The organism is Dyella kyungheensis (assembly GCF_016905005.1).
In the GTDB taxonomy this organism is placed as follows: domain Bacteria; phylum Pseudomonadota; class Gammaproteobacteria; order Xanthomonadales; family Rhodanobacteraceae; genus Dyella; species Dyella kyungheensis.
In genome coordinates this window covers 55,041-74,512 of the sequence record NZ_JADIKC010000012.1, presented here as the reverse complement: position 1 = coordinate 74,512, position 19,472 = coordinate 55,041, and the positions used below count along the sequence as shown (strand labels likewise).

Here is a 19,472-nt window from a genome sequence, read left to right as displayed (position 1 = left end):
GCTTGAGTCTCCTTCTACAGTGCGGCGACCGCAGCCCGTGGCGTCACGGGTTGTTGTCGTTCGATGCGGTTGACGATGGCGAGCGCGGCATGGGCGGTCGCTTCGATGATGTCGGTGCTTACGCCGGAGCCGCGCCAGTCGCGTTCGGCATGGCGCGCGGTGAGCTGGGCCTGGCCTTGCGCGTCGCCGCCTTCGCTCACGGCGCGCACCTGGAACTGGGTGACGTCGAGCGCCGTGCCGGTGGCGCGTTCGATGGCGCGTAGCACGGCGTCGACCGGGCCATCGCCGATGGCCGCTTCGCCCACTTCGTGGCCGCTGTCGTGGGTGAGCTTCACCGACGCCGAGGCGCTGCCGCCCAGGTGCGAATTGGTGTTGAGCTGCACGATGCGCCAGGGGCCGGTCGCCTCAGGGTCCATGCCCAGCGCGATCGCTTCCAGGTCCTGGTCGTGCACGTCGCGCTTCTTGTCGGCCAACGCCTTGAAGCGCGCGAAGATGTTGTCCATCGCCGCTTCGTCCACCTCGTGGCCCAGGCTCTGCAGGCGCTGGCGCAGCGCATGGCGGCCCGAGTGCTTGCCCAGCACCAGCCGCGTCTCGCCCATGCCCACGTCCTGCGGACGCATGATTTCGTAGGTGCCGCGATGCTTGAGCATGCCGTGTTGATGGATGCCCGATTCGTGCGCGAACGCGTTCTCGCCGACCACTGCCTTGTTGCGCGCCACCGCCTGGCCGGTGAGCTGGGTCAGCAGGCGCGAGGTGGGGTAGAGCTTGCGCGCATCGATGCCGGTGTCCACGCCGAAGAACGCGCCGCGTACCCGCAGCGCCATCACCACTTCCTCCATCGAGGCATTGCCGGCGCGCTCGCCGATGCCATTGATGGTGCATTCCACCTGGCGCGCACCGGCGGCGACGCCGGCCAGGCTGTTGGCCACGGCCATGCCGAGGTCGTCGTGGCAGTGGGTGGAGAACACTACCTGGTCCGCACCGCGCACATGCTTGCGCAGGTAGGTGATGCGTTCGGCCATCTCCAGCGGCGTGGTGTAACCCACCGTGTCGGGCACGTTCACCGTAGTGGCACCGGCGGCGATGGCCGCGCTGAACACCTCGACCAGGTATTCCGGCTCGGTGCGCATGGCGTCTTCGGCGGAGAACTCGACCTCGTGGCACAACTTCTTCGCCCGCTCGATGGCGGCGCAGGCGGTGTCGATCACCTGCTGCTTGCTCATGTTGAGCTTGTGCTCGCGATGCAGCGGGCTGGTGGACAGGAACAGGTGGATGCGTCCGTGGCGGGCCACTTCCAGCGCGCGGCCGCAGGCGTCGATGTCGTTGTCGTGGCAGCGCGCCAGGCCGCACACGGTGGGGCCGCGGAGCACGCGGGCGATCTCCGACACGGAGGCGAAATCGTCGGGCGAGGCGCTGGGGAAGCCGGCCTCGATGATGTCCACGCCAAGCGCCTCGAGCGCATGCGCCATGCGGAGTTTGGCCCGGCGATCCATCGAAAAGCCGGGGGCCTGCTCGCCATCGCGCAGGGTCGTGTCGAAAATGCGCACGCGTTCGGCGGCTAGATCGCCCACGTCGCTGTTCTCGCTGTGGCCGCTCGCTGGCGGTGTGTTATCGGGGTTCATCGCTTTGCTCCATGGGCACACGCCTTGGGCAACAAAAAACCCCGCATCCGTTACCGGGTGCGGGGTTCTGTTGGTCGTATTCAGGTGGTCTTTCTAGTTACCTGGACACACGCCCTCAGCCCGCACCTCCGTTGGTAATAAGGAGTACGAGTACAAGGGCAAGAAGGAGGTTGGTGCGAAGTCGCAGCAGGCTGGCGACCGTCGGGGGACGGATCGGTTCGGCAATGCGATCGGGGCTGTTGCGCTGCGACATGCAGACGAACCTAACGGCCCCTCCGACGGGTTGTCAACAGTTTCTTTTGAAAATGTTTGAATCGCGTGTCGAGTTAGGCATTCGGACGTCCAGATGGCTGGACGTCCTACGCACGCGTTGCACGTGCGACACAGTCGTCGCTTCGATCAGCGCGATGCGAGTTCGCGCAAGTAGAGCGAAAGTGCTTGCTGCAGCTGGTTTTGCGCGGCCTTGCGCAGTGTCGCGGGTTGCTCGCTGTCGAGTGCGACGGCGGCTTTCATGAATTGCTGAACGACCATCGCGGCAGGACGAAGCTCGCCTGCGGCAATGCCTGGCGCGTGGATGGCGATAATCTGACTCAAATAATCGCGCATGCGCTGGCGAATGGTGCGCCCCAGCAAGGAGGGCAGCGAACCGGCCGTTTCCGCCAGCGTGGCGAAGGCGGGGTGCTGCTTGCGATAGTCCACGAAGGCGCGGATCAGCCGCGCCGCAAGTTCCTCCGTGGTCCAGTCCGGCGTCTGTGCCACCAGGCGCTCCATGGCCTCGTTCAGGCCGCTGGCGTGATGGGTCATCAGCGCTTCGGCGACCGCTTCCTTGGTCGGGAAAAACTGATACAGCGAGCCGATGGAGGCCTCCGCGCGCGAGGCGATCTCGGTCATCGTGGTGGCATCGAAACCTTTTTCGACGAAGCACGCCGAAGCCGCCGAAAGCAGCGCCGCCACGCGTTCGTGGCCGCGGCGGCGGCTGGGCGCGCGGGCGCCCTGGCTTGTAATTTGTGAGGCCATCCTCATAAACTCCAATGTGAGGCTTTCCTCACATAATAGCACTCGCCCCGAGCGGCACCCCGACACGGTGGAACGCCGCCAATTGCACGCCGATGCCTACTCATTCCCGGCTCAATCCCCACACATCTGCTGGAGTTTTTCATGGAGAAGCTTGATCCCCGTACTACCGCGCTGGTCCTGATCGACCTGCAGAAAGGCATCGCGCCGTTTGCGGCCGGTCCGCATAGCAGCGGTGAAGTGAATGAGCGCGCGGGTCGTCTGTGCGCGCGTTTTCGCGAACTGGGCGCGCCCGTCGTGCTGGTGCGCGTGGGCTTTCATGCCGACGGCGCCGACATGCTGCGTCCGCTGACGGACGAAGCCCCGCGCAACATGACCCTGCCCGATAACTGGTGGGACTACGCCGATGAACTCGCCGTGGCCGACAGCGATCTGCATGTCACCAAGCGCCAGTGGGGCGCGTTCTACGGCACCGAACTGGAGCTGCAGCTGCGCCGCCGTGGCATCACGCAGATCGTGCTGGCCGGCATCTCGACCAATATCGGCGTGGAATCCACCGCGCGCCAGGCGTTCGAGCTGGGCTTCCATCAGGTGCTGGTGGAAGACGCGATGAGCTCGGGCGATTCGGCGCATCACCAGTTCGCGGTGGAGCACATCTTCCCGCGCCTGGGTCGCGTGCGTTCCACTGCGCAAGTTCTCGCCGCGCTGGCCTGACCATCGGCGAAGTCTGTACTCTCCGGCGGATCGACTGACGGAGAGTACGGCTATGCTGATGAAACGCGCGGGATGGATGGCAGCCTCGCTGCTGCTGGGACTGGCGGGAACGACGCAGGCCGCCGACGCGCATTTCGTCGCCAGCGAAGTGACGGTGAATGGCCATCACTATCCCTTCCAGGTCTTCGTGCCGGCCGACTGGACCCCCGATCGCGCCTGGCCGGTGGTGCTGTTCCTGCATGGCAGTGGTGAGCGCGGCAGCGACAACCAGGCCCAGCTCAAGCAGGGCCTGCCGCCGTGGCTGGAAAAACACGGCGCTGACTTCCCCGCCGTGGTGGTGGCGCCGCAGGCGCCCAACGACACCCTGTGGAACGGCGAAGTCGAGCGCGCCGCCATGGCCGCGCTGGAAAAAAGCATCAGCACCTATCACGGCGACCGCTCGCGGCTGTACCTGACCGGCTTGTCGATGGGCGGCTACGGCGTGTGGCAGGTCGCGGTGGATCATCCGCACGTGTTCGCCGCCGCCGCCCCGGTCTGCGGCGGCATCCTCGGATTGGACGACGAGCCCGAGCTGAAGGTGAATGGCGTTCCGGCTGGCGTCGATCCCTATGCGTGGGTCGCCAACCGGGTGAAGCCCACGCCGGTATGGATTTTCCACGGTTCGCTCGACGACCAGGTGCCGCCGGCCGATTCGCGGGCCATGTACAAGGCCTTGACCAAGGCCGGTGGCGAAGTGCGCTTCACCGAGTTTCCCGGTGTGAACCACGGCTCCTGGGTGCCCACCTACGATTCGCCGGCCTTGTGGCCGTGGATGTTTTCGCACCGGACGGGCGGCGCGGGCTGACGGTTCGCTTTCGTCGCGGCCTCTTCACCTCCGAAATTTTAGCGATCGATGTTGCGCCGCCGTACCGCGGGTTATCCGCGGGGCGGCTTTGTCATAGCCTTGCATCGCAAGTTTCTTCGCTGACAACTTATTGCAGTGCAGCGAAAAACGCCTGATATCGTGACTTTACAAGTTTCGATGAAAACGTTTACGTTCCGCCGCGAAGCCGTCGGAGGAACACCCACCGCCGTGTCCCAGGAGCCGATGTGACCACCAAGAAGGCCACCATCAAGGATGTGGCGCGCGAGGCGAAAGTCTCGATCGCCTCGGTCTCGCGCGTGCTCAATGGCCTGGGCGGCGTCACTGCGGATACGCAGGACGCCGTGCGCAAGGCGGCGGCCCGGCTGCATTACGTGCCCGATTCGGCCGCGCGCAGCCTGATCACCGGCCGCACCCACACCATCGGTGCGGTACTGCCGGACCTGTATGGCGAATTCTTCTCCGAACTGATCCGCGGCATCGATCTGGCGGCGCGCGCGCGCGGCCTGCATCTGCTGGTGTCCAGCTCGCACGACGGCGTGGAAGACGCCGCCGCCGCGGTGCGCACCATGCGCGGCCGCGTGGACGGCATGATCATTCTTTCCGAATTCGTCGATGGCGAGTTCCTCGACCGGAACCTGCCGTCGGACCTGCCGGTGGTGCTGCTGGACAGCCCGGTCGACAGCCCGCGTTATCCGTCGATCAACATCGACAACATCGCCGGTGCCCAGGCGATGGTGAAGCACCTGCTGGACGTCGGCCACGACTCGGTGGCGTTCATCACCGGCCCGGCCGGCAACTACGACGCGCAGGAACGCGAGAAGGGCTATCGCGCGGCGATGAGCGCTTCCGCGCCCGATGCACCGCTACAGATCGTCACCGGCGACTTCACCGAGGAATCGGGCTATCGCGCCGGTCGCGAGCTGCTTGCGCTGGCGAAGCGGCCGCGCGCCGTGTTCGCGGCCAACGACATGACCGCGGTCGGTTGTCTTTACGCGTTCAAGGAAGCGGGCGTGCGAGTCCCCGAGGACATCGCGATTGCCGGCTTCGACGACATTCTCATCGCACGGTACGTAACGCCTTTGCTCAGTACCGTCAGCGTGAGCATTGCAGATCTGGGCAAGAGCGCACTGCTCCTGCTCACCGAGCTCATGGAAGGCAAGGGGCCTCAGGGCGCCAACACACGCACTTTGCGTTGCGACGTCGTCGTGCGCGAGTCGTGTGGAGCTCATAAGACCAACGTAGCAACGAAACAGCCTCCGGCGCTCGTCTGAGCGGCGGCCTTTTGTGGGTGGGGAGATTCCATATGATTATTCAAAGCCAAAAAAGTAAACGTTTACTAGCTTCCGCCATTGCCCTCGCGATGGCTTCTTCCGTCCCGGCGATCAGCTGGGCGCAGTCCTCTGACGCGACCATTCGCGGTCAGGCTGCGGCCAACGTCGATGTGGTTGCCAAGAACACGGCGACCGGCGCCTCGCGCCGCACGCACACCGACAAGGATGGCAGCTATGCGCTGGTCGGCCTGCCTCCGGGCACCTACCAGGTCGATGCCGGTCCGGGCACCGAGCGCACGGTCACGGTGACGGTGGCTTCCACCTTCACCTTGAACCTTGCGGCGCCGGCCGCCGCCGCTGCCGGGACGCCCGCTGAGGCGAACGCGCAGAACCTCGGTGGCGTGACGGTCTCGGCCACCACGCTGCAGGAAGTGAAGACCTCCGAAGTGGGTCAGCTGGTCTCCCTGCGTCAGATCGAAACCACGCCGGCGGCTTCGCGCAACTTCCTCGAGTTCGCCGACAGCGTGCCGGGCATGGTGTTCACGCGCGATGCCAACGGCAACACCAGCCTGCGTTCGGGTGCCCAGGCCAGCTCGAACATCAACGTCTACATCGACGGCGTGGGCCAGAAGAACTACGTGCTGCCCGGTGGCGTCACCGGCCAGAACAACAGCCAGGGCAACCCGTTCCCGCAGCTGGCGGTGGCCGAGTACAAGGTCATCACGTCCAACTACAAGGCGGAGTACGACCAGCTTTCCAGCGCCGCGATCACCGCCGAAACCAAGTCGGGCACCAACGAGTTCCACGGCGACGTGTTCGGCAGCTTCACCAACACCGCCATGCGCGCGGAAACGCCGGCCGAACAGGCTGACAACAAGAAAGTCGTTTCCAAAGAGAAGGATTACGGCTTCGACTTCGGCGGCCCGCTGCTGAAGGACAAGGCGCACTTCTTCATTGCCTACGAAGGCAAGGAATTCAACAGCCCGATCACGGTGACGCCCGCCGGCAATGCCGAGTTGTGGCCGCAGCTGCCGCAGAGTGCGAAGGACGGCATCGGCCCCGCCAACCTGCCGTTCAAGGAAAACAACTGGTTCGGCAAGGTGGATTGGGAGCCGACCGATCGCGATCGCATCGAAGTGAGCGGCAAGTACCGCGACGAAACGGCGATCAGCGGCGTCGGCGGTGCCAGCACGGCCAATTCCGCGCTCAATACGCGCAACACCGACAAGCGCTTCGACCTGCGTTGGGATCACAGCACCGACAGCTGGTTCAACCGCCTGCAGGCCACCTACGAAGACGCGATGTACAACCCCACGCCGATCACCACCGGCTTTGGCGCGGCATACGTAGATTCCACCAACCAGAACTCCACTCTGCTTACCGATGGCTCCTCGCCGCTGTCGTACCAGAACAAGGGCCAGAAGGGTCCGGCCATTTCGGACGACTTCACCCTCAACGACGTGCAGTGGCATGGCGATCACGTGATCAAGATGGGCGTGAAGTTCAAGTCGGTGAAGCTCACCGCACAGGACGCGGGCGATACCAACGCGCTCTACTCCTATGCCGTGACCCCGACCGGTACCGAAAGCATTCCGTACCAGGTGCAGTTCGGCCTTCCCACGCCAGGTACGAGCCCGGTGGCGACCAGCCGCGACAAGCAGTTCGGTACCTATATCCAGGACGACTGGCAGGTCGACGACCATTGGACGTTCAACCTGGGCGTGCGCTGGGATTACGAGGAAACGCCTTCGTACCTCAACTACGTGACGCCGGCCGACGTGATCGCCGGCATCAACTCGCAGGATCCGAACGCTCCGGCGGGCCAGACCTATGCACAGTCGCTCGCCAAGGGCGGCGTGAACATCAACGATTACATTTCCACCGGCAACAACCGTAGCGCCAAGAAGAACGAAATCCAGCCGCGCCTGGGTTTCTCCAACGATCTGTTCGGCGACGAGAAGCACGTGATCTTCGGCGGCTGGGGCCGTTCGTACGACCGCAACCTGTACGAATCGCTGCAGGTCGAGGAAACCAAATCGACGCTGTCGCAGCCGACGTTGAACTTCAACACGCAGGCGGAACCGTGCATTGCCAGCGCTACCTGCCTGACCTGGAATCCCGCGTACCTGAGCATTCCCGCCCTGCAGGCACTCGTGGCCGGCACCAAGGCCGGTCAGGAAGTGGACATGATCAACAACAACCTGAAGGCGCCGTATTCCGATCAGATGAGCATCGGCATGCGCAATCAGATCGGCGATTGGAACACCAGCGTCACCTTCGTCAACATCAAGAGCCACGACGGCGTGGTGTACACGCTGGGTAACCGCCGTCCGGATGGCAGCTTCTGGGCCGACGGCAGCCAGCCGTGGGGCCTGGGCATTCCGGGCTTCGGCAACCTGATCATCGGCAACAGCGGCCTGCAGACCAAGACCAACCAGCTGCTGCTCTCCGCCGAAAAGCCGTACACGGTGGACTCGCATTGGAGTGCATCGTTCGCGTACACGTACACGAACGCGGTGCAGAACAACGACAACAACGATCCGACCGACCAGTACGCGTTTGACTACGAGAAGATCGGCAACTATCCGTACTCGGCGGCGCCGGGCGTCTCCAAGCATCGCCTGGTTGCCACCGGTTCGATGGACGGTCCCTGGGGCTTCGTGTTCGGCAGCAAGCTGACGCTTGCCACGCCGGTTCCCGATCTGGGCGTGGCCTGTCCCTATGTCACTCCCCCGCCGGGCGTGGACAGCGGCTTCGTCAACGGCGGTGGCTGCCTGAACTTCGCCATCCGTCCGCCGGGCGAGGGTCGCTTCCTGATCGGTGGCAAGGTCTTCGGTTATCGCGATATCGACTTCCAGGCCACCAAGAACTTCAAGATCTACGGCAACCTCAACGCCTATGTGCGTATCGACCTGCTCAATGCGTTCAACTGGAACAACTACGTTGACTACATCGAGACCATCGGTACCAACGGTGCGGTGAACAAGCGTCAGGTGATCTACAACCCGACGGGCGACATCACCGGTTACCCGCGTACGTTGAAGGTCACTGCAGGTATCAATTTCTAAGTGGCACCCCCCTAAGCCGTCAGGACGATGGCATTTCATGAGGCCCGCATCTTGCGGGCCTCTCTTTGAGAGCATGATCGGTGCCTGCGTGGAGGCATCCGTCGGGTTTCCAGGACATCCAACATGAGCAAGCGATTTCTCCGCGCCGCACTGTTCGGCGCGCTCTCCCTCGCCATCGGCGCGGTATCGGCAGCGCCGGCCACCGGCGACGCACCCAGCCTGAAGTACAACGCGCTGCCACAGGATCAGCGCGCTGCCATGGACGAGCTGGAAAAGCGCACTTTCCAGTGGTTCTGGGACAGTGCCGATCCGAAGACGGGGTTGATTCCCGATCATTGGCCGGGCGAGTCGTTCGCCAGCATCGCCTCGGTGGGTTTTGGACTGACCGCCTATGGCGTGGGCGCGGAGCGCGGCTATGTGACGCGCGAGCAGGCGGTGGATCGCACGCTGGCCACGCTGCGCTTCTTCACCGACGCCACCCAGGACGACAGCGAAGACGGCGCCACCGGCTACCACGGCTTCTTCTATCACTTCCTCGACATGAAGACCGGCAAGCGCTACGGGCGCGGCGTCGAGCTGTCGAGCGTGGACACCACCTGGCTGATCAGCGGCGTGCTGTTTGCGCAAACGTATTTCGATCGCCATTCCGCCAAGGAAAAGCAGATCCGCGAACTGGCGGATGCCCTCTACCGGCGCGTCGAATGGACCTGGATGCAGCCCAAGGCACCGTTGATCAGCATGGGCTGGACGCCGGGCGGCAAGTTCATCCCGGCCAACTGGAAGGGCTACGACGAAGGCATGATGGTGTACGTGCTGGCGATGGGCTCGCCCACGCACCCGGTGAGCGACGACGCGTGGCAGGCCTGGACCAAGAGCTATCCCAAGCAGTGGGGCGAATTCCAGGGCCGCACCTTCCTCAACTTCGCGCCGCTGTTCGGTCACCAGTACAGCCAGAGCTGGGTCGACTTCCGCGGCATCCAGGACGCCTGGAGCCGCGATCACAACACCGACTATTTCGAGAACAGCCGCCAGGCCACGTACGCGCAGCGCTCCTATGCGATCGCCAATCCCAACCATTGGGACGACTACAGCGAGAACGTGTGGGGCCTCACCGCCTGCAACGGCCCGGGCGATGCGGTGGTGAAGCGTGACGACGGCAGCACGCGCGCGTTCTACGGTTACACCGCGCGCGGTGCGGGTCTCGATTACGTCTCCGATGACGGTACCATCGCACCGACCGCCGCCGGCGGCTCCATCGCGTTCGCACCCGAGATCGTGGTGCCTGCGCTGCTGGAAATGAAGAAGCGCTACGTTGATGCCGTCTATGGCCAGTACGGTTTCGTGGATGCCTTCAACCCGAGCTACGACACCGGCGCCAAGCCGAGCGAAGGCCGCATCGTGCCGGGCATGGGCTGGGCCGACGACAAGCAGATCGGCATCGACCAGGGGCCCATCGTGCTGATGATCGAGAACTGGCGCAGCGGCTTCGTGTGGAACGTGATGCGCAAGAATCCCTACGTTCGCAAGGGCCTGGAACGCGCAGGCTTCACCGGCGGCTGGCTGGACCAGTCGAAGCGATGAGCGATGCCTGAGCCGTCCCGCCGCGTCAACGCCACGATGAGCCGGGCGGCAAGCCGCCTGCTGACCATCGTCGCGTTGATGCTGGCGGGTTGCTCGTCCTCGCAGGATGCGCACACGCTGACCTTCTGGACCATCGGCCGCGAAGGCGAGGCGGTGGTGAAGCTGTTGCCCGAGTTCGAGCGCGAGTATCCGGGCATCCAGGTGAAGGTCCAGCAGATGCCGTTGACGGCAGCGCACCAGAAACTGCTCACCGCGTTTGCCGGCAATTCCACGCCGGACGTGACCCAGCTCGGCAACACCTGGCTGCCGGAGTTCGTCGCCCTGCGCGCGCTGGAACCGCTGCAGCAACGCGTGGCCGCATCGACGGTGGTGAAGCCGGCGGATTACTTCGACCACATCTGGTCGACCAACCTGATCGACGGTTCGCTGTACGGCGTGCCCTGGTATGTCGATACGCGGCTGCTGTTCTATCGCCGCGATCTGCTGAAGGCGGCAGGTTTCGATGCGCCGCCGCGCGACTGGGCGCAGTGGCGTACCATGCTGGCCGCGCTTAGCCATCCCGATCGCGGCAGCTACGGCATCCTGCTGCCCACCAACGAATACGAGCAGCTGATGTCGCTGGCGCTGCAGCAGCCCGAATCGATGCTGCGCGACGGCGGACGCTACGGCAATTTCCGCAGCGCCGGGTTCAAGCGCGCGTTGGCGTTCTACGTCGATACGTTCCGGTTGCACCAGGCACCGGCCATCACCGCGGTGGAAGCTGGCAACCCGTGGGAAGAATTTGGCCGCGGCGTGTATGCGTTCTATTTCTCGGGGCCCTGGAACATCGGCGAGTTTCGCCAACGCCTGCCGGCGGATCGCGAGAACGAATGGGCCACCGCCGCGCTGCCCGGACCGGATGGCGGAGCCAGCGGTGCCGCAGGCGGATCCAGTCTCGTCATCTTCCGTCGCTCGACGCACAAGGACGAGGCGTGGGCCCTCATTGAGTACCTCTCGCGCCCCGACGTCCAGCAGCGCTTCTACGATCTGCTTGGCGACATGCCGGCACGCCGCAGCGCATGGGATGGCGGCAGCCTGCGTACCGATCCCAAGGTGCAGGCGTTCCGCGAACAGCTCGAACACGTCAAGGCGACGCCGCCGGTGCCCGAATGGGAGCAGATCGCCAACGAGATGCAGCTGGTCGCCGCGCAAGCCGTCGCCGGTGAGCTGACCATCGATGAAGCCGCTGCCGAAATCGACCGCCGGGCCGATCGCATCCTGGAAAAGCGGCGCTGGATACTCGACCACCCGCACGCGACAACGGGGTCGCCATGAACAGACAGCGTGCAGCCTGGTGGTTTCTCGCGCCGGCACTCGTGGTGCTGGGCATCTTCTTCCTGCTGCCGGTAGTGGCAGCGCTCGGACTCAGCCTCACCGACTACGACCTCTACGCGCTGGCCGATATCCGGCATCTGCGCTTCGTGGCGTTGGACAACTACTGGGATCTGCTGCACCAACACAAGTTCTGGTCCGCACTGGGGCACACGTTCTACTTCGTGCTGGTCGGCGTGCCGCTATCGATCATGGTGTCGCTGGGCGCAGCCTTGCTGCTCAACTCGCCGCTGGTACGTTTCAAGACGGTGTTCCGCACCGCGCTGTTCGCCCCGGTGGTCACCACGGTGGTGGCGGTGGCGGTGGTTTGGCGTTACATCTTCAACACCAAATACGGCCTGTTGAACTATGTGTTGGGCGAAGTGGGCATCCATCCGATCGACTGGCTGGGCGACCCGCATTGGGCGATGCCGTCGATCATCGTGTTCGCCGTGTGGAAGAACTTCGGCTACAACATGATCATCTTCCTGGCCGGCTTGCAGGCGATTCCGAAGGATCTCTACGAGGCCGCGCGCATCGATGGCGCCTCCGCGCTGCAGCAGTTTCGCCACATCACCTTGCCGATGCTCGGGCCCACCTTGTTGATGGTCGGCATTCTCACGGTATCGGGCTATTTCCAGCTGTTCGCCGAACCCTATGTGATGACCGAGGGCGGCCCGCTGCAGAGCACCACCAGCGTGCTCTACCTGATGTACGACGAAGGCTTCAAATGGTGGAACTTCGGCGCCGCAAGCGCCGTGGCATTCCTGCTGTTCGTGATCATGTTCGTCGTCACCGCCGTGATGCTGCGGCTCGGCCGGCGCGGGGGCATGGCATGAATCCGCGGATTGCCAGGACCATCATCTACGGGCTGTTGATCGGCGGCACCTTCGTCGCGGTGTTTCCGCTGCTGTGGATGTTCTCCGTATCGTTCATGCAGCCGGGCGAGGCCAGCAGCCTGCCGCCGCCGTTGTGGCCCGCGCATGCTAGTTGGCACAACTACGAAGTGCTGTTCTTGCGCGCCGGCGTAGGGCGTTATCTGTTCAACAGCTTTGCGATCTCCACTGCCATCACGCTGCTGTCGCTGGCCTTCAACCTGATGGCCGGCTACGCCTTCGCCAAGCTGCGCTTCGCCGGCCGCGAGCGCCTGTTCCAGACGCTGCTCGGCATGCTGGTGATTCCGGCGCAGGTCGCGATGCTGCCGCTGTTCCTCATGCTCAAGTACCTGGGCCTGGTGAACAGCTACGCCGCGGTGATCGTGCCTGCGATGGCCACGGCCTTCGGCATCTTCCTGGTGCGCCAATACGCGCGCGGCATTCCCGATGAATTGCTGGAGGCGGCGCGCATCGACGGCGCCAGCGAATGGCGCATCTTCGGGCGTATCGTGCTGCCGCTGCTCAAGCCCATCATGGTGACGCTGGCGATCTTCACCTTCCTCACCGCATGGAACGATTTCATGTGGCCGCTGATCGCACTGACCGGACAGGAGCACTACACCTTGCCGCTGGGGCTTGCCTCACTGGCGCGCGAACACGCACAAGACAGCGAACTGATGATGGCCGGCTCGGTGGTCACGGTGATTCCCGTGCTGGTGCTGTTCCTGGCGATGCAGCGTTACTACATCGAAGGACTCCTGCTGGGCAGCGTGAAGGGATGACTGTCCGCTCAGGCGATACGCGCGCCGGAGAGGGGGTCGAAGACATGCAGACGATCAAGCGCCAGTTCGAAATGCATCACGCTGCCGGTTTCAGGCAATGCGCCCGGTGGCACGCGCGAGACCAGCGATTGTTCGCCGCGACGCAGGTTGAGGAAGATCTCGTTGCCCACCGGCTCGGTCACTTCCAGCACCGCGTGCAGCGACGCGTTCGTCTCGCTGGTGGGACGCAGGTCTTCCGGCCGGACGCCGATCACCACCTCGCGGTCGATCCAGGCCAGCAACTCGGGCGTCTGCGCGTCCAGCGGACCCAGCGGCACTTCGCCCTGCGTCGTATCCAGTTGCCAGCCATGGCCGTGACGCAACGTGCCGCACAGCAGATTCATCGCGGGCGAGCCCAGAAAGCCAGCCACGAACAGGTTCGCCGGTTTGTCGTAAAGCCGCATCGGCGTGTCGATCTGCTGGATCTCCCCACCGTTGAGCACCACGATGCGCTGGCCCAGCGTCATCGCTTCCACCTGGTCGTGCGTCACGTAGATCATGGTGGCGCCGAGCTGGCGGTGCAGCCGCGCGATCTCCACGCGCATCGACAGGCGCAGCTTGGCATCGAGGTTGGAAAGCGGTTCGTCCAGCAGGAACACCTTCGGCTCGCGCACCAGCGCGCGACCCAGTGCCACGCGTTGCCGCTGGCCGCCGGACAGCGCCGCGGGCAGCGAGCCGAGGCGCTGTTCCAGCTCCAGCTGTTTGGCCGCCTCCAGCACGCGCCGGTCGATCTCAGTCTTCGATTTGCCGCGCAGGCGCAGGCCGAAGGCGAGGTTCTCCGCCACCGTCATGTGCGGGTACAGCGCGTAGTTCTGGAACACCATCGCGATGTCGCGATCCTTCGGCGAGACATCGTTGACCACGCGGCCGTCGATGCTCAGCGTGCCGGAGGAAATCGACTCCAGGCCCGCGATCATGCGCAGCAGCGTGGTCTTGCCGCAGCCCGACGGGCCGACCAGCACAAGCAGTTCGCCATCGGCGATATCGAAGCTGGCTTCGGCCACACCGATATGGCCGTTCGAGTACACCTTGCTGACGCGATCCAGATTCACCGTTGCCATCGACGCCTGACGCTCCTTCTTTCCGGCGGCTGCATGGCTCACCGTATACGAATGGGGATGCAACCGGTGCACATCTTGGTCGCGCTCGGCTATTCTCAGTATGTAATCGTTTACATCAAGCCGCACTGCGGCATAGGGGATCTTTCCAAATGACCCAGAGCTATCGCTTTCCCCCCGGCTTCCATTGGGGTGCCGCGACCTCGGCCTATCAAATCGAAGGCTCGCCCCTGGCCGACGGTGCGGGTCCGAGCATCTGGGAACGTTTTGCGCATACGCCCGGCATGATGGCCAATGGCGACACCGGCGACATCGCCTGCGATCACTACCACCGTTACAAGGACGACGTGCAGCTGATGCGCGCGCTCGGCCTGCAGGGTTATCGCTTCAGCATCGCGTGGTCGCGTGTACTGCCCGAGGGCACTGGCCGCATCAACCAGAAGGGTGTGGATTTCTATTCGCGGCTGGTCGACGAGTTGCTGGAAAACGGCATCGAGCCGAACGCGACGTTGTTCCACTGGGATCTTCCCGCAGCGCTCGACGATCGCGGCGGTTGGCTCAATCGCGACATCGCCCACTGGTTCGCCGAATACGCCAACGTGATGTACAAGGCGCTGGACGGCCGCGTGAAACGCTGGTCCACGCTCAACGAGCCCTGGGTGGTCACCGATGGCGGCTACCTGCACGGCGCGCTGGCGCCGGGTCATCGCAGCAAGTACGAAGCGCCGATCGCCGCGCACAACCTGATGCGCGCCAGCGGCGCCGGCATCCAGGCGTATCGTGCGGTGGGCAAGCACGAGATCGGCGTGGTGTTCAACATCGAGCCGAAGTATCCCGCCTCCAACAGCCCGGAAGACATCGCCGCCACGCGTCGCGCGCATGCGTACATGAATGAGCAGTTCGCCGATCCGGCGCTGCTGGGCAGCTATCCGCCGGAACTCAAGGAAATCTTCGGGCCGGCCTGGCCGGATTTCCCCGAGGACGATTTCAAGCTCACCCAGCAGAAGGTCGATTTCGTCGGCCTTAATTACTACACCCGCGCCGTGGTGAAGCACGATCCCAACGCCTATCCGCTGAAGGCGGTGCCGGTGAAGCAGCCCAACACGACGTACACGGAGACGGGTTGGGAAGTGTACGAGCAGGGCTTCACGGATATGTTCACCTGGTTCAAGCAGCGCTACGGCGATATTCCGCTGTACGTCACCGAGAACGGTTCGGCGTTCTACGACGCGCCGGTGGCCGAGGGTGATGTCGTGCAGGATCCGCTGCGCACGAGCTATCTGCGCAAGCATCTGAAGGCGATGCATCACGCCATCGAGCAGGGCGTGAATCTCAAGGGCTATTACGCGTGGTCGTTGCTGGACAACCTCGAATGGTCGCTGGGTTTCGCCAAGCGCTTTGGTCTGTATCACGTGGATTTCGCGACGCAGAAGCGGACGCCGAAGGCGACGGCGAAGTTCTATGCGCAGGTGATCGAGACGAATGGCGCCGTGCTCGACGACTGATCGATAACCCCTGTGGGAGCGCACCCTGTGCGCGACTGCCACGCTGGGAGGTATCGCTCCGTCGGCTTGTCGCGCACAGGGTGCGCTCCCACCGGAAGCAGGGGGATTCAGCCGGCCACGGCTTGACTCACTTCCACCGGCTGCGCCAGCCACGCCTTCAACGCATCGTCGCTTGCCGACATTGGCTCCGCGTGCGCCGGGCGTTGCAACATCGCCGCCAAGGCGGGCGGCACTTCGATGTGTCGACCGATCAACGGCTCGACCACGCTGTCGAACTTGGCCGGATGAGCCGTCGCCACCACGGCCCAGGGCAGGCCGGTGACGCCCATGCTGTCGAGCAGGTGTACCGCGGTGGCGGTATGCGGGCAGAACACCTCGCCGTGGTCGCGCGCGTGCTGCACGATGGTTTCGGCAATGGTGGCGTCGTCGACGCTGTTCGCGTGCAGTTGCAGGCGCAGTTCGTGGTCGTGCGGGTAGGTCCAGCGCAGCCGCTCGAAGTTGCTGGGAGCGCCTACGTCCATCGCGTTGGCCAGGGTGGCGACGGCGGGGCGGGGTGAATAGGGCGAGCCGTCGAAGTAGTCGCTGAGCGTGGCGTTGGCGTTGCAGGCGAGATGGATCTCGCCGATCGGCAGGCCCATGTCGCGTGCCCACACGCAGGCCAGTGCATTGCCGAGATTGCCGGTGGGCACGATGAAGTTGAGCGGCGCACGATGGCGATACCACCAGGCCAGCGATGCGTGTGCGTAGTAACTCATCTGCGGCAGCAGGCGGCCGAGACTGATGCTGTTGGCGGAAGAAAGCGGTACGCGTCGCTGCAGTTCCGTGTCGTTGAGCGCGGCTTTCACCATCCGCTGGCAGTCATCGAAGCTGCCGTCCACGCGCAAGGCCTGCACGTTGTCGCCGAAACATCCCAGCTGATGCGCCTGGCGCGGCGATACGCGCCCATCCGGATAGAGGATCACCACGCGTACGCCATGCTGCCCATGGAACGCGGAAGCGACGGCCGCTCCGGTATCGCCGGATGTCGCCACCAGGATGGTCAGCGGTGTCTTCGTCCCGGCACGCAGCCGGCGAAAACAGGCGGCAAGAAAACGTGCGCCGACATCCTTGAACGCCGCGCTCGGCCCATGGAACAACTCGAGCACGGAGGCGTCGTTGCGATACGCCAGTGGCCTTAGCGGCACATCGAAATGGAACGCTTCGCGACAAATCGCCGGAAGCTCGTGTGCCAATGACGAGCTGCGGAAGAACGGCGCCAGCAGGGTGGCTGCGGTATCGGCCAGCGTGCCTCCGCAGTCGAAATCGACGACGTCCAGCGGCGGCAGCGCCTCGGGCACGTAAAGTCCGCCGTCGGGCGCCAGGCCGGCTGCGATCACTTCCTCGATGCGCGCGGCATGTTGCGCGCCGCGTGTGCTCCGGTAATGCAACGGCTCGCTCATGCCGCGTCTTCCTCGTCGACCAGCGCCGCCGCCGGTCCATTGATGGGTGACACCAGCGCGTCGCTGGCCAGGCCTTCTTCGGCGAACGCTGCCGACATGGCCGCTGCCGCCCGTTCGGCATCCTCGCGCCGCTCGTACCAGCCGAATACGCTGGGACCGGCGCCGGAAATACTTGCGCCGAGCGCGTGATGATCCAGGGCAGCCTGTTTCACGCGCGCGAATCCTGGGACCAGCGGCGCGCGTCTTGGTTCCACCAGCACGTCCTTCAGACCTTCGCGCACCAGCTCCGCGTCGCTGCGATGAAGGCCGGTGAGCACCAGCGCGAGATTGGCGTGTTGCGCCACCACGTCATGCAACGAAAAACCACCGGCAAGCACCTCGCGCGCCTTGCGCGTTTCCAGCACGGTATGCGGATGCACCAGCGCGCAATGCCATTGCTCCGGCACCGGCAGGCGCAGCAGGCGATCGCGTGTAGCCAGCACCAGGCCGCCGAGCAGCATCGGTCCCAGATTGTCGCCGTGGCGACTGCCACTGGCCACGGCCTCGCCGTCGAGGGCGAAGCCGTAGAGCGCTTCGCGCGGCAGTGGACGTTCGAGCAACGCGTTGGCCGCCACCAGCGCCGCCACGCACGAGGCCGCCGAGCCGCCCATGCCCGAACCCAACGCGATGCCCTTGTGCAGCACCACTTCGAAGCCATGGCGCAAACCCAGCGCGCGGCGCAGCGACAACAGCGCCGCACCCGCGGTATTGCCGCTCGCTTCCAGCGGCAGATCGGTCACACGCCCATGGATGGCAGCGATGCGTACGGTGGGTTCGTCGATGCGGCGTACCACGGCACGATCGCCGGCACCGGCCACGCAGTGACCGAGGATGTCGAAGCCGACCGCGACGTTGCCGACGCTGGCGTAGGCCATGGCTTGGGCGCTCAACGCGCGCTGGGGAGTGGGCATGGAATCGATCAATTGCGCATTCATCACCGCACCTCCAGCGCTTCGGCAATGCGCAGGAGATCGGCGAAAACGCCCGCCGCCGTCACTTCCGGCCCGGCGCCGGGACCCTGCACCAGCATCGGGTTGTCGCGATAACGGTGCGTGGTGAACTGTACGACGTTGTCGGTGAGACGCGTATGGGCAAACGGATGCGATGCCGGTAGTTGCGCCAGCCGCACGCTGGCATGGCCCTTGGCATCGAGGCTGGCGACATGGCGCAGCACGCAGCCTTGCGCTTGTGCATCGGCGAGGTGGCGCGCCATCGGTGCGTCGAGCAGTTGAAGCTGCTTCATCGCCTGATCGGCAGGCAGCCTGGCCAGTTCGTCCGGCACCAGGCTTTGCACGTCCACGTCGTCGAGCGATAGCGACCAGCCTGCTTCACGGGCAAGGATCACCAGCTTGCGCGCCACGTCGAGGCCGGAAAGATCGTCGCGCGGATCGGGTTCGGTGTAGCCCAGGGCATGGGCTTCGTGCACCCACTCGGAGAACGGGCGACTGCCATCGTGGCGATTGCACAGCCAGGCCAGCGTGCCGGAGAACATCCCTTCCACCGCCAGCAAGGCATCGCCGGTATCGAGCAGGTCGCGCAGCGTCTGCACTACCGGCAGGCCGGCGCACACCGTGGCTTCATAGCGAAAGCGCGCGCCGCTGCCGCAGGCGGCGTGGATGGCCTGCAGGCGCGGCAGCGGGCCGCTGCTGGCGAGCTTGTTCGGCGTCACCACATGCATGCCGGCGGCGAGCCACTCGGGATAGCGCGAGGCCACGGCCTCGCTGGCGCTGCAGTCGATCACCAGCGCGTGACGACCGTCATCGCCACGCAGGTGCGCGGCGAACTCGTCCAGATTGCTCGGTCGCCAGGTCTGCGCGCTGTCGTGGCGGCCGTTGAGCTCGGGATCGTCGGCATCGAGCCACATGCGGCGGCTGGCGGCCACGGCGCACAGGCGCAGCTCCAGTCCTGACCGCGCAAGCCGCGGCTGGGCGGTTCGCAGCTGGTCCAGCAAGGCGCTACCGACGCGGCCGGGACCGACCAGGCCCACGGCGAGGACGCGCTGGCGCGCGGTGGTCGTCGGCAGCGCCATGGCATGTGGCGGTAACGACGGTTGTTCGAGCGAGGGTGATGCGACAGCGTTCACGATGGCCTCTCCATGTGGATGGCCCGTGCTCGCGGAGGAGAGTCGGAGTGTGCGCCGGCCCGCCTCATCGAGGGCGGGGCCGTTTGCGTCAGAAACTTATTCGCGCACGCAGCTCCACCCCGACCTGGTGGTAATAGTGGTCGTGGTGGTGGTCGTGGTGGCGAGGG

15 protein-coding genes are annotated in these 19,472 nt (G+C 64.8%); 9 read left to right on the top strand and 6 right to left on the bottom strand.

Going from position 1 to position 19,472, the window contains the following annotated elements; translation table 11 throughout:
- Positions 1-14: 14 nt before the first annotated feature.
- Together ISP20_RS20150 and ISP20_RS20145 are read right to left on the bottom strand one after the other, a co-directional pair.
- Complete coding sequence (locus ISP20_RS20150) at positions 15-1,622, bottom strand: 2-isopropylmalate synthase (RefSeq protein ID WP_204637937.1); 1,608 nt, start codon at positions 1,620-1,622, stop codon at positions 15-17.
- A 399-nt stretch (positions 1,623-2,021) separates the two neighbouring features.
- Positions 2,022-2,705, bottom strand: coding sequence for a TetR family transcriptional regulator (locus tag ISP20_RS20145; RefSeq protein ID WP_204637936.1), 684 nt, complete (start codon positions 2,703-2,705; stop codon positions 2,022-2,024).
- Positions 2,706-2,780: 75 nt separating this feature from the next.
- On the opposite strand from ISP20_RS20145, the gene ISP20_RS20140 reads away from it, so the two are divergent.
- The 8 genes from ISP20_RS20140 to ISP20_RS20105 all read left to right on the top strand — a co-directional run bounded on the left by ISP20_RS20140 (position 2,781) and on the right by ISP20_RS20105 (position 13,142).
- Positions 2,781-3,350, top strand: coding sequence for a hydrolase (locus ISP20_RS20140; RefSeq protein WP_204637935.1), 570 nt, complete (start codon positions 2,781-2,783; stop codon positions 3,348-3,350).
- A 52-nt stretch (positions 3,351-3,402) separates the two neighbouring features.
- The gene (locus ISP20_RS20135) at positions 3,403-4,194 is read left to right on the top strand and encodes a carboxylesterase family protein (RefSeq protein ID WP_239536217.1); all 792 of its coding nucleotides are present in this window, start codon (positions 3,403-3,405) and stop codon (positions 4,192-4,194) included.
- Between the two features lie 245 nt (positions 4,195-4,439).
- Positions 4,440-5,486: a substrate-binding domain-containing protein gene (locus ISP20_RS20130; protein WP_204637934.1), complete on the top strand. Its 1,047-nt coding sequence runs from the start codon at positions 4,440-4,442 to the stop codon at positions 5,484-5,486.
- A gap of 32 nt (positions 5,487-5,518) precedes the next feature.
- Entirely contained in the window at positions 5,519-8,554 is a 3,036-nt protein-coding gene (locus ISP20_RS20125; RefSeq protein ID WP_425490877.1) for a TonB-dependent receptor, read from the top strand.
- Between the two features lie 123 nt (positions 8,555-8,677).
- Entirely contained in the window at positions 8,678-10,135 is a 1,458-nt protein-coding gene (locus ISP20_RS20120) for a glucoamylase family protein (protein ID WP_204637932.1), read from the top strand.
- 78 nt (positions 10,136-10,213) lie between these two features.
- Entirely contained in the window at positions 10,214-11,449 is a 1,236-nt protein-coding gene (locus ISP20_RS20115) for a sugar ABC transporter substrate-binding protein (protein ID WP_239536231.1), read from the top strand.
- Positions 11,446-12,324, top strand: coding sequence for a carbohydrate ABC transporter permease (locus ISP20_RS20110; RefSeq protein WP_204637931.1), 879 nt, complete (start codon positions 11,446-11,448; stop codon positions 12,322-12,324). The genes ISP20_RS20115 and ISP20_RS20110 overlap by 4 nt, the downstream gene beginning before the upstream one ends.
- Positions 12,321-13,142 carry a carbohydrate ABC transporter permease gene (locus ISP20_RS20105; protein ID WP_204637930.1) on the top strand — a complete coding sequence of 274 codons (822 nt, stop codon included), beginning with the start codon at positions 12,321-12,323 and terminating at the stop codon, positions 13,140-13,142. Before ISP20_RS20110 ends, ISP20_RS20105 begins: the two co-directional genes overlap by 4 nt.
- Before the next feature lie 8 nt (positions 13,143-13,150).
- On the opposite strand, the gene ISP20_RS20100 is transcribed toward ISP20_RS20105, so the two are convergent.
- A complete protein-coding gene (locus tag ISP20_RS20100; RefSeq protein WP_204637929.1) occupies positions 13,151-14,242 on the bottom strand; it encodes an ABC transporter ATP-binding protein in 1,092 nt (363 codons plus the stop codon).
- A 149-nt stretch (positions 14,243-14,391) separates the two neighbouring features.
- Here ISP20_RS20100 and ISP20_RS20095 point away from each other — a divergent pair, with 149 nt between their 5' ends.
- A complete protein-coding gene (locus tag ISP20_RS20095; RefSeq protein WP_204637928.1) occupies positions 14,392-15,744 on the top strand; it encodes a GH1 family beta-glucosidase in 1,353 nt (450 codons plus the stop codon).
- A gap of 107 nt (positions 15,745-15,851) precedes the next feature.
- Here ISP20_RS20095 and thrC read toward each other — a convergent pair whose 3' ends face one another.
- The 3 genes from thrC to ISP20_RS20080 are packed head-to-tail and all read right to left on the bottom strand — an operon-like array spanning position 15,852 to position 19,251.
- Complete coding sequence (gene thrC / locus ISP20_RS20090; protein ID WP_204637927.1) at positions 15,852-17,183, bottom strand: threonine synthase; 1,332 nt, start codon at positions 17,181-17,183, stop codon at positions 15,852-15,854.
- Positions 17,180-18,157 (bottom strand): homoserine kinase, encoded by a 978-nt coding sequence (locus tag ISP20_RS20085; protein ID WP_204637926.1) that lies wholly within the window; start codon positions 18,155-18,157, stop codon positions 17,180-17,182. The genes thrC and ISP20_RS20085 overlap by 4 nt, the downstream gene beginning before the upstream one ends.
- Positions 18,157-19,251 carry a homoserine dehydrogenase family protein gene (locus ISP20_RS20080; RefSeq protein ID WP_204638017.1) on the bottom strand — a complete coding sequence of 365 codons (1,095 nt, stop codon included), beginning with the start codon at positions 19,249-19,251 and terminating at the stop codon, positions 18,157-18,159. The genes ISP20_RS20085 and ISP20_RS20080 overlap by 1 nt, the downstream gene beginning before the upstream one ends.
- Positions 19,252-19,472 lie beyond the last annotated feature (221 nt).

Coding starts and splice junctions, on each gene's coding strand:
- ISP20_RS20150 (WP_204637937.1), bottom strand. CDS start 1,622: ATGAACCCCGATAACACACCGCCAGCGAGCGGCCACAGCGAGAACAGC.
- ISP20_RS20140 (WP_204637935.1), top strand. CDS start 2,781: ATGGAGAAGCTTGATCCCCGTACTACCGCGCTGGTCCTGATCGACCTG.
- ISP20_RS20135 (WP_239536217.1), top strand. CDS start 3,403: ATGCTGATGAAACGCGCGGGATGGATGGCAGCCTCGCTGCTGCTGGGA.
- ISP20_RS20125 (WP_425490877.1), top strand. CDS start 5,519: ATGATTATTCAAAGCCAAAAAAGTAAACGTTTACTAGCTTCCGCCATT.
- ISP20_RS20120 (WP_204637932.1), top strand. CDS start 8,678: ATGAGCAAGCGATTTCTCCGCGCCGCACTGTTCGGCGCGCTCTCCCTC.
- ISP20_RS20115 (WP_239536231.1), top strand. CDS start 10,214: ATGCTGGCGGGTTGCTCGTCCTCGCAGGATGCGCACACGCTGACCTTC.
- ISP20_RS20110 (WP_204637931.1), top strand. CDS start 11,446: ATGAACAGACAGCGTGCAGCCTGGTGGTTTCTCGCGCCGGCACTCGTG.
- ISP20_RS20105 (WP_204637930.1), top strand. CDS start 12,321: ATGAATCCGCGGATTGCCAGGACCATCATCTACGGGCTGTTGATCGGC.
- ISP20_RS20100 (WP_204637929.1), bottom strand. CDS start 14,242: ATGGCAACGGTGAATCTGGATCGCGTCAGCAAGGTGTACTCGAACGGC.
- ISP20_RS20095 (WP_204637928.1), top strand. CDS start 14,392: ATGACCCAGAGCTATCGCTTTCCCCCCGGCTTCCATTGGGGTGCCGCG.
- thrC (WP_204637927.1), bottom strand. CDS start 17,183: ATGAGCGAGCCGTTGCATTACCGGAGCACACGCGGCGCGCAACATGCC.
- ISP20_RS20085 (WP_204637926.1), bottom strand. CDS start 18,157: ATGAATGCGCAATTGATCGATTCCATGCCCACTCCCCAGCGCGCGTTG.
- ISP20_RS20080 (WP_204638017.1), bottom strand. CDS start 19,251: ATGGCGCTGCCGACGACCACCGCGCGCCAGCGCGTCCTCGCCGTGGGC.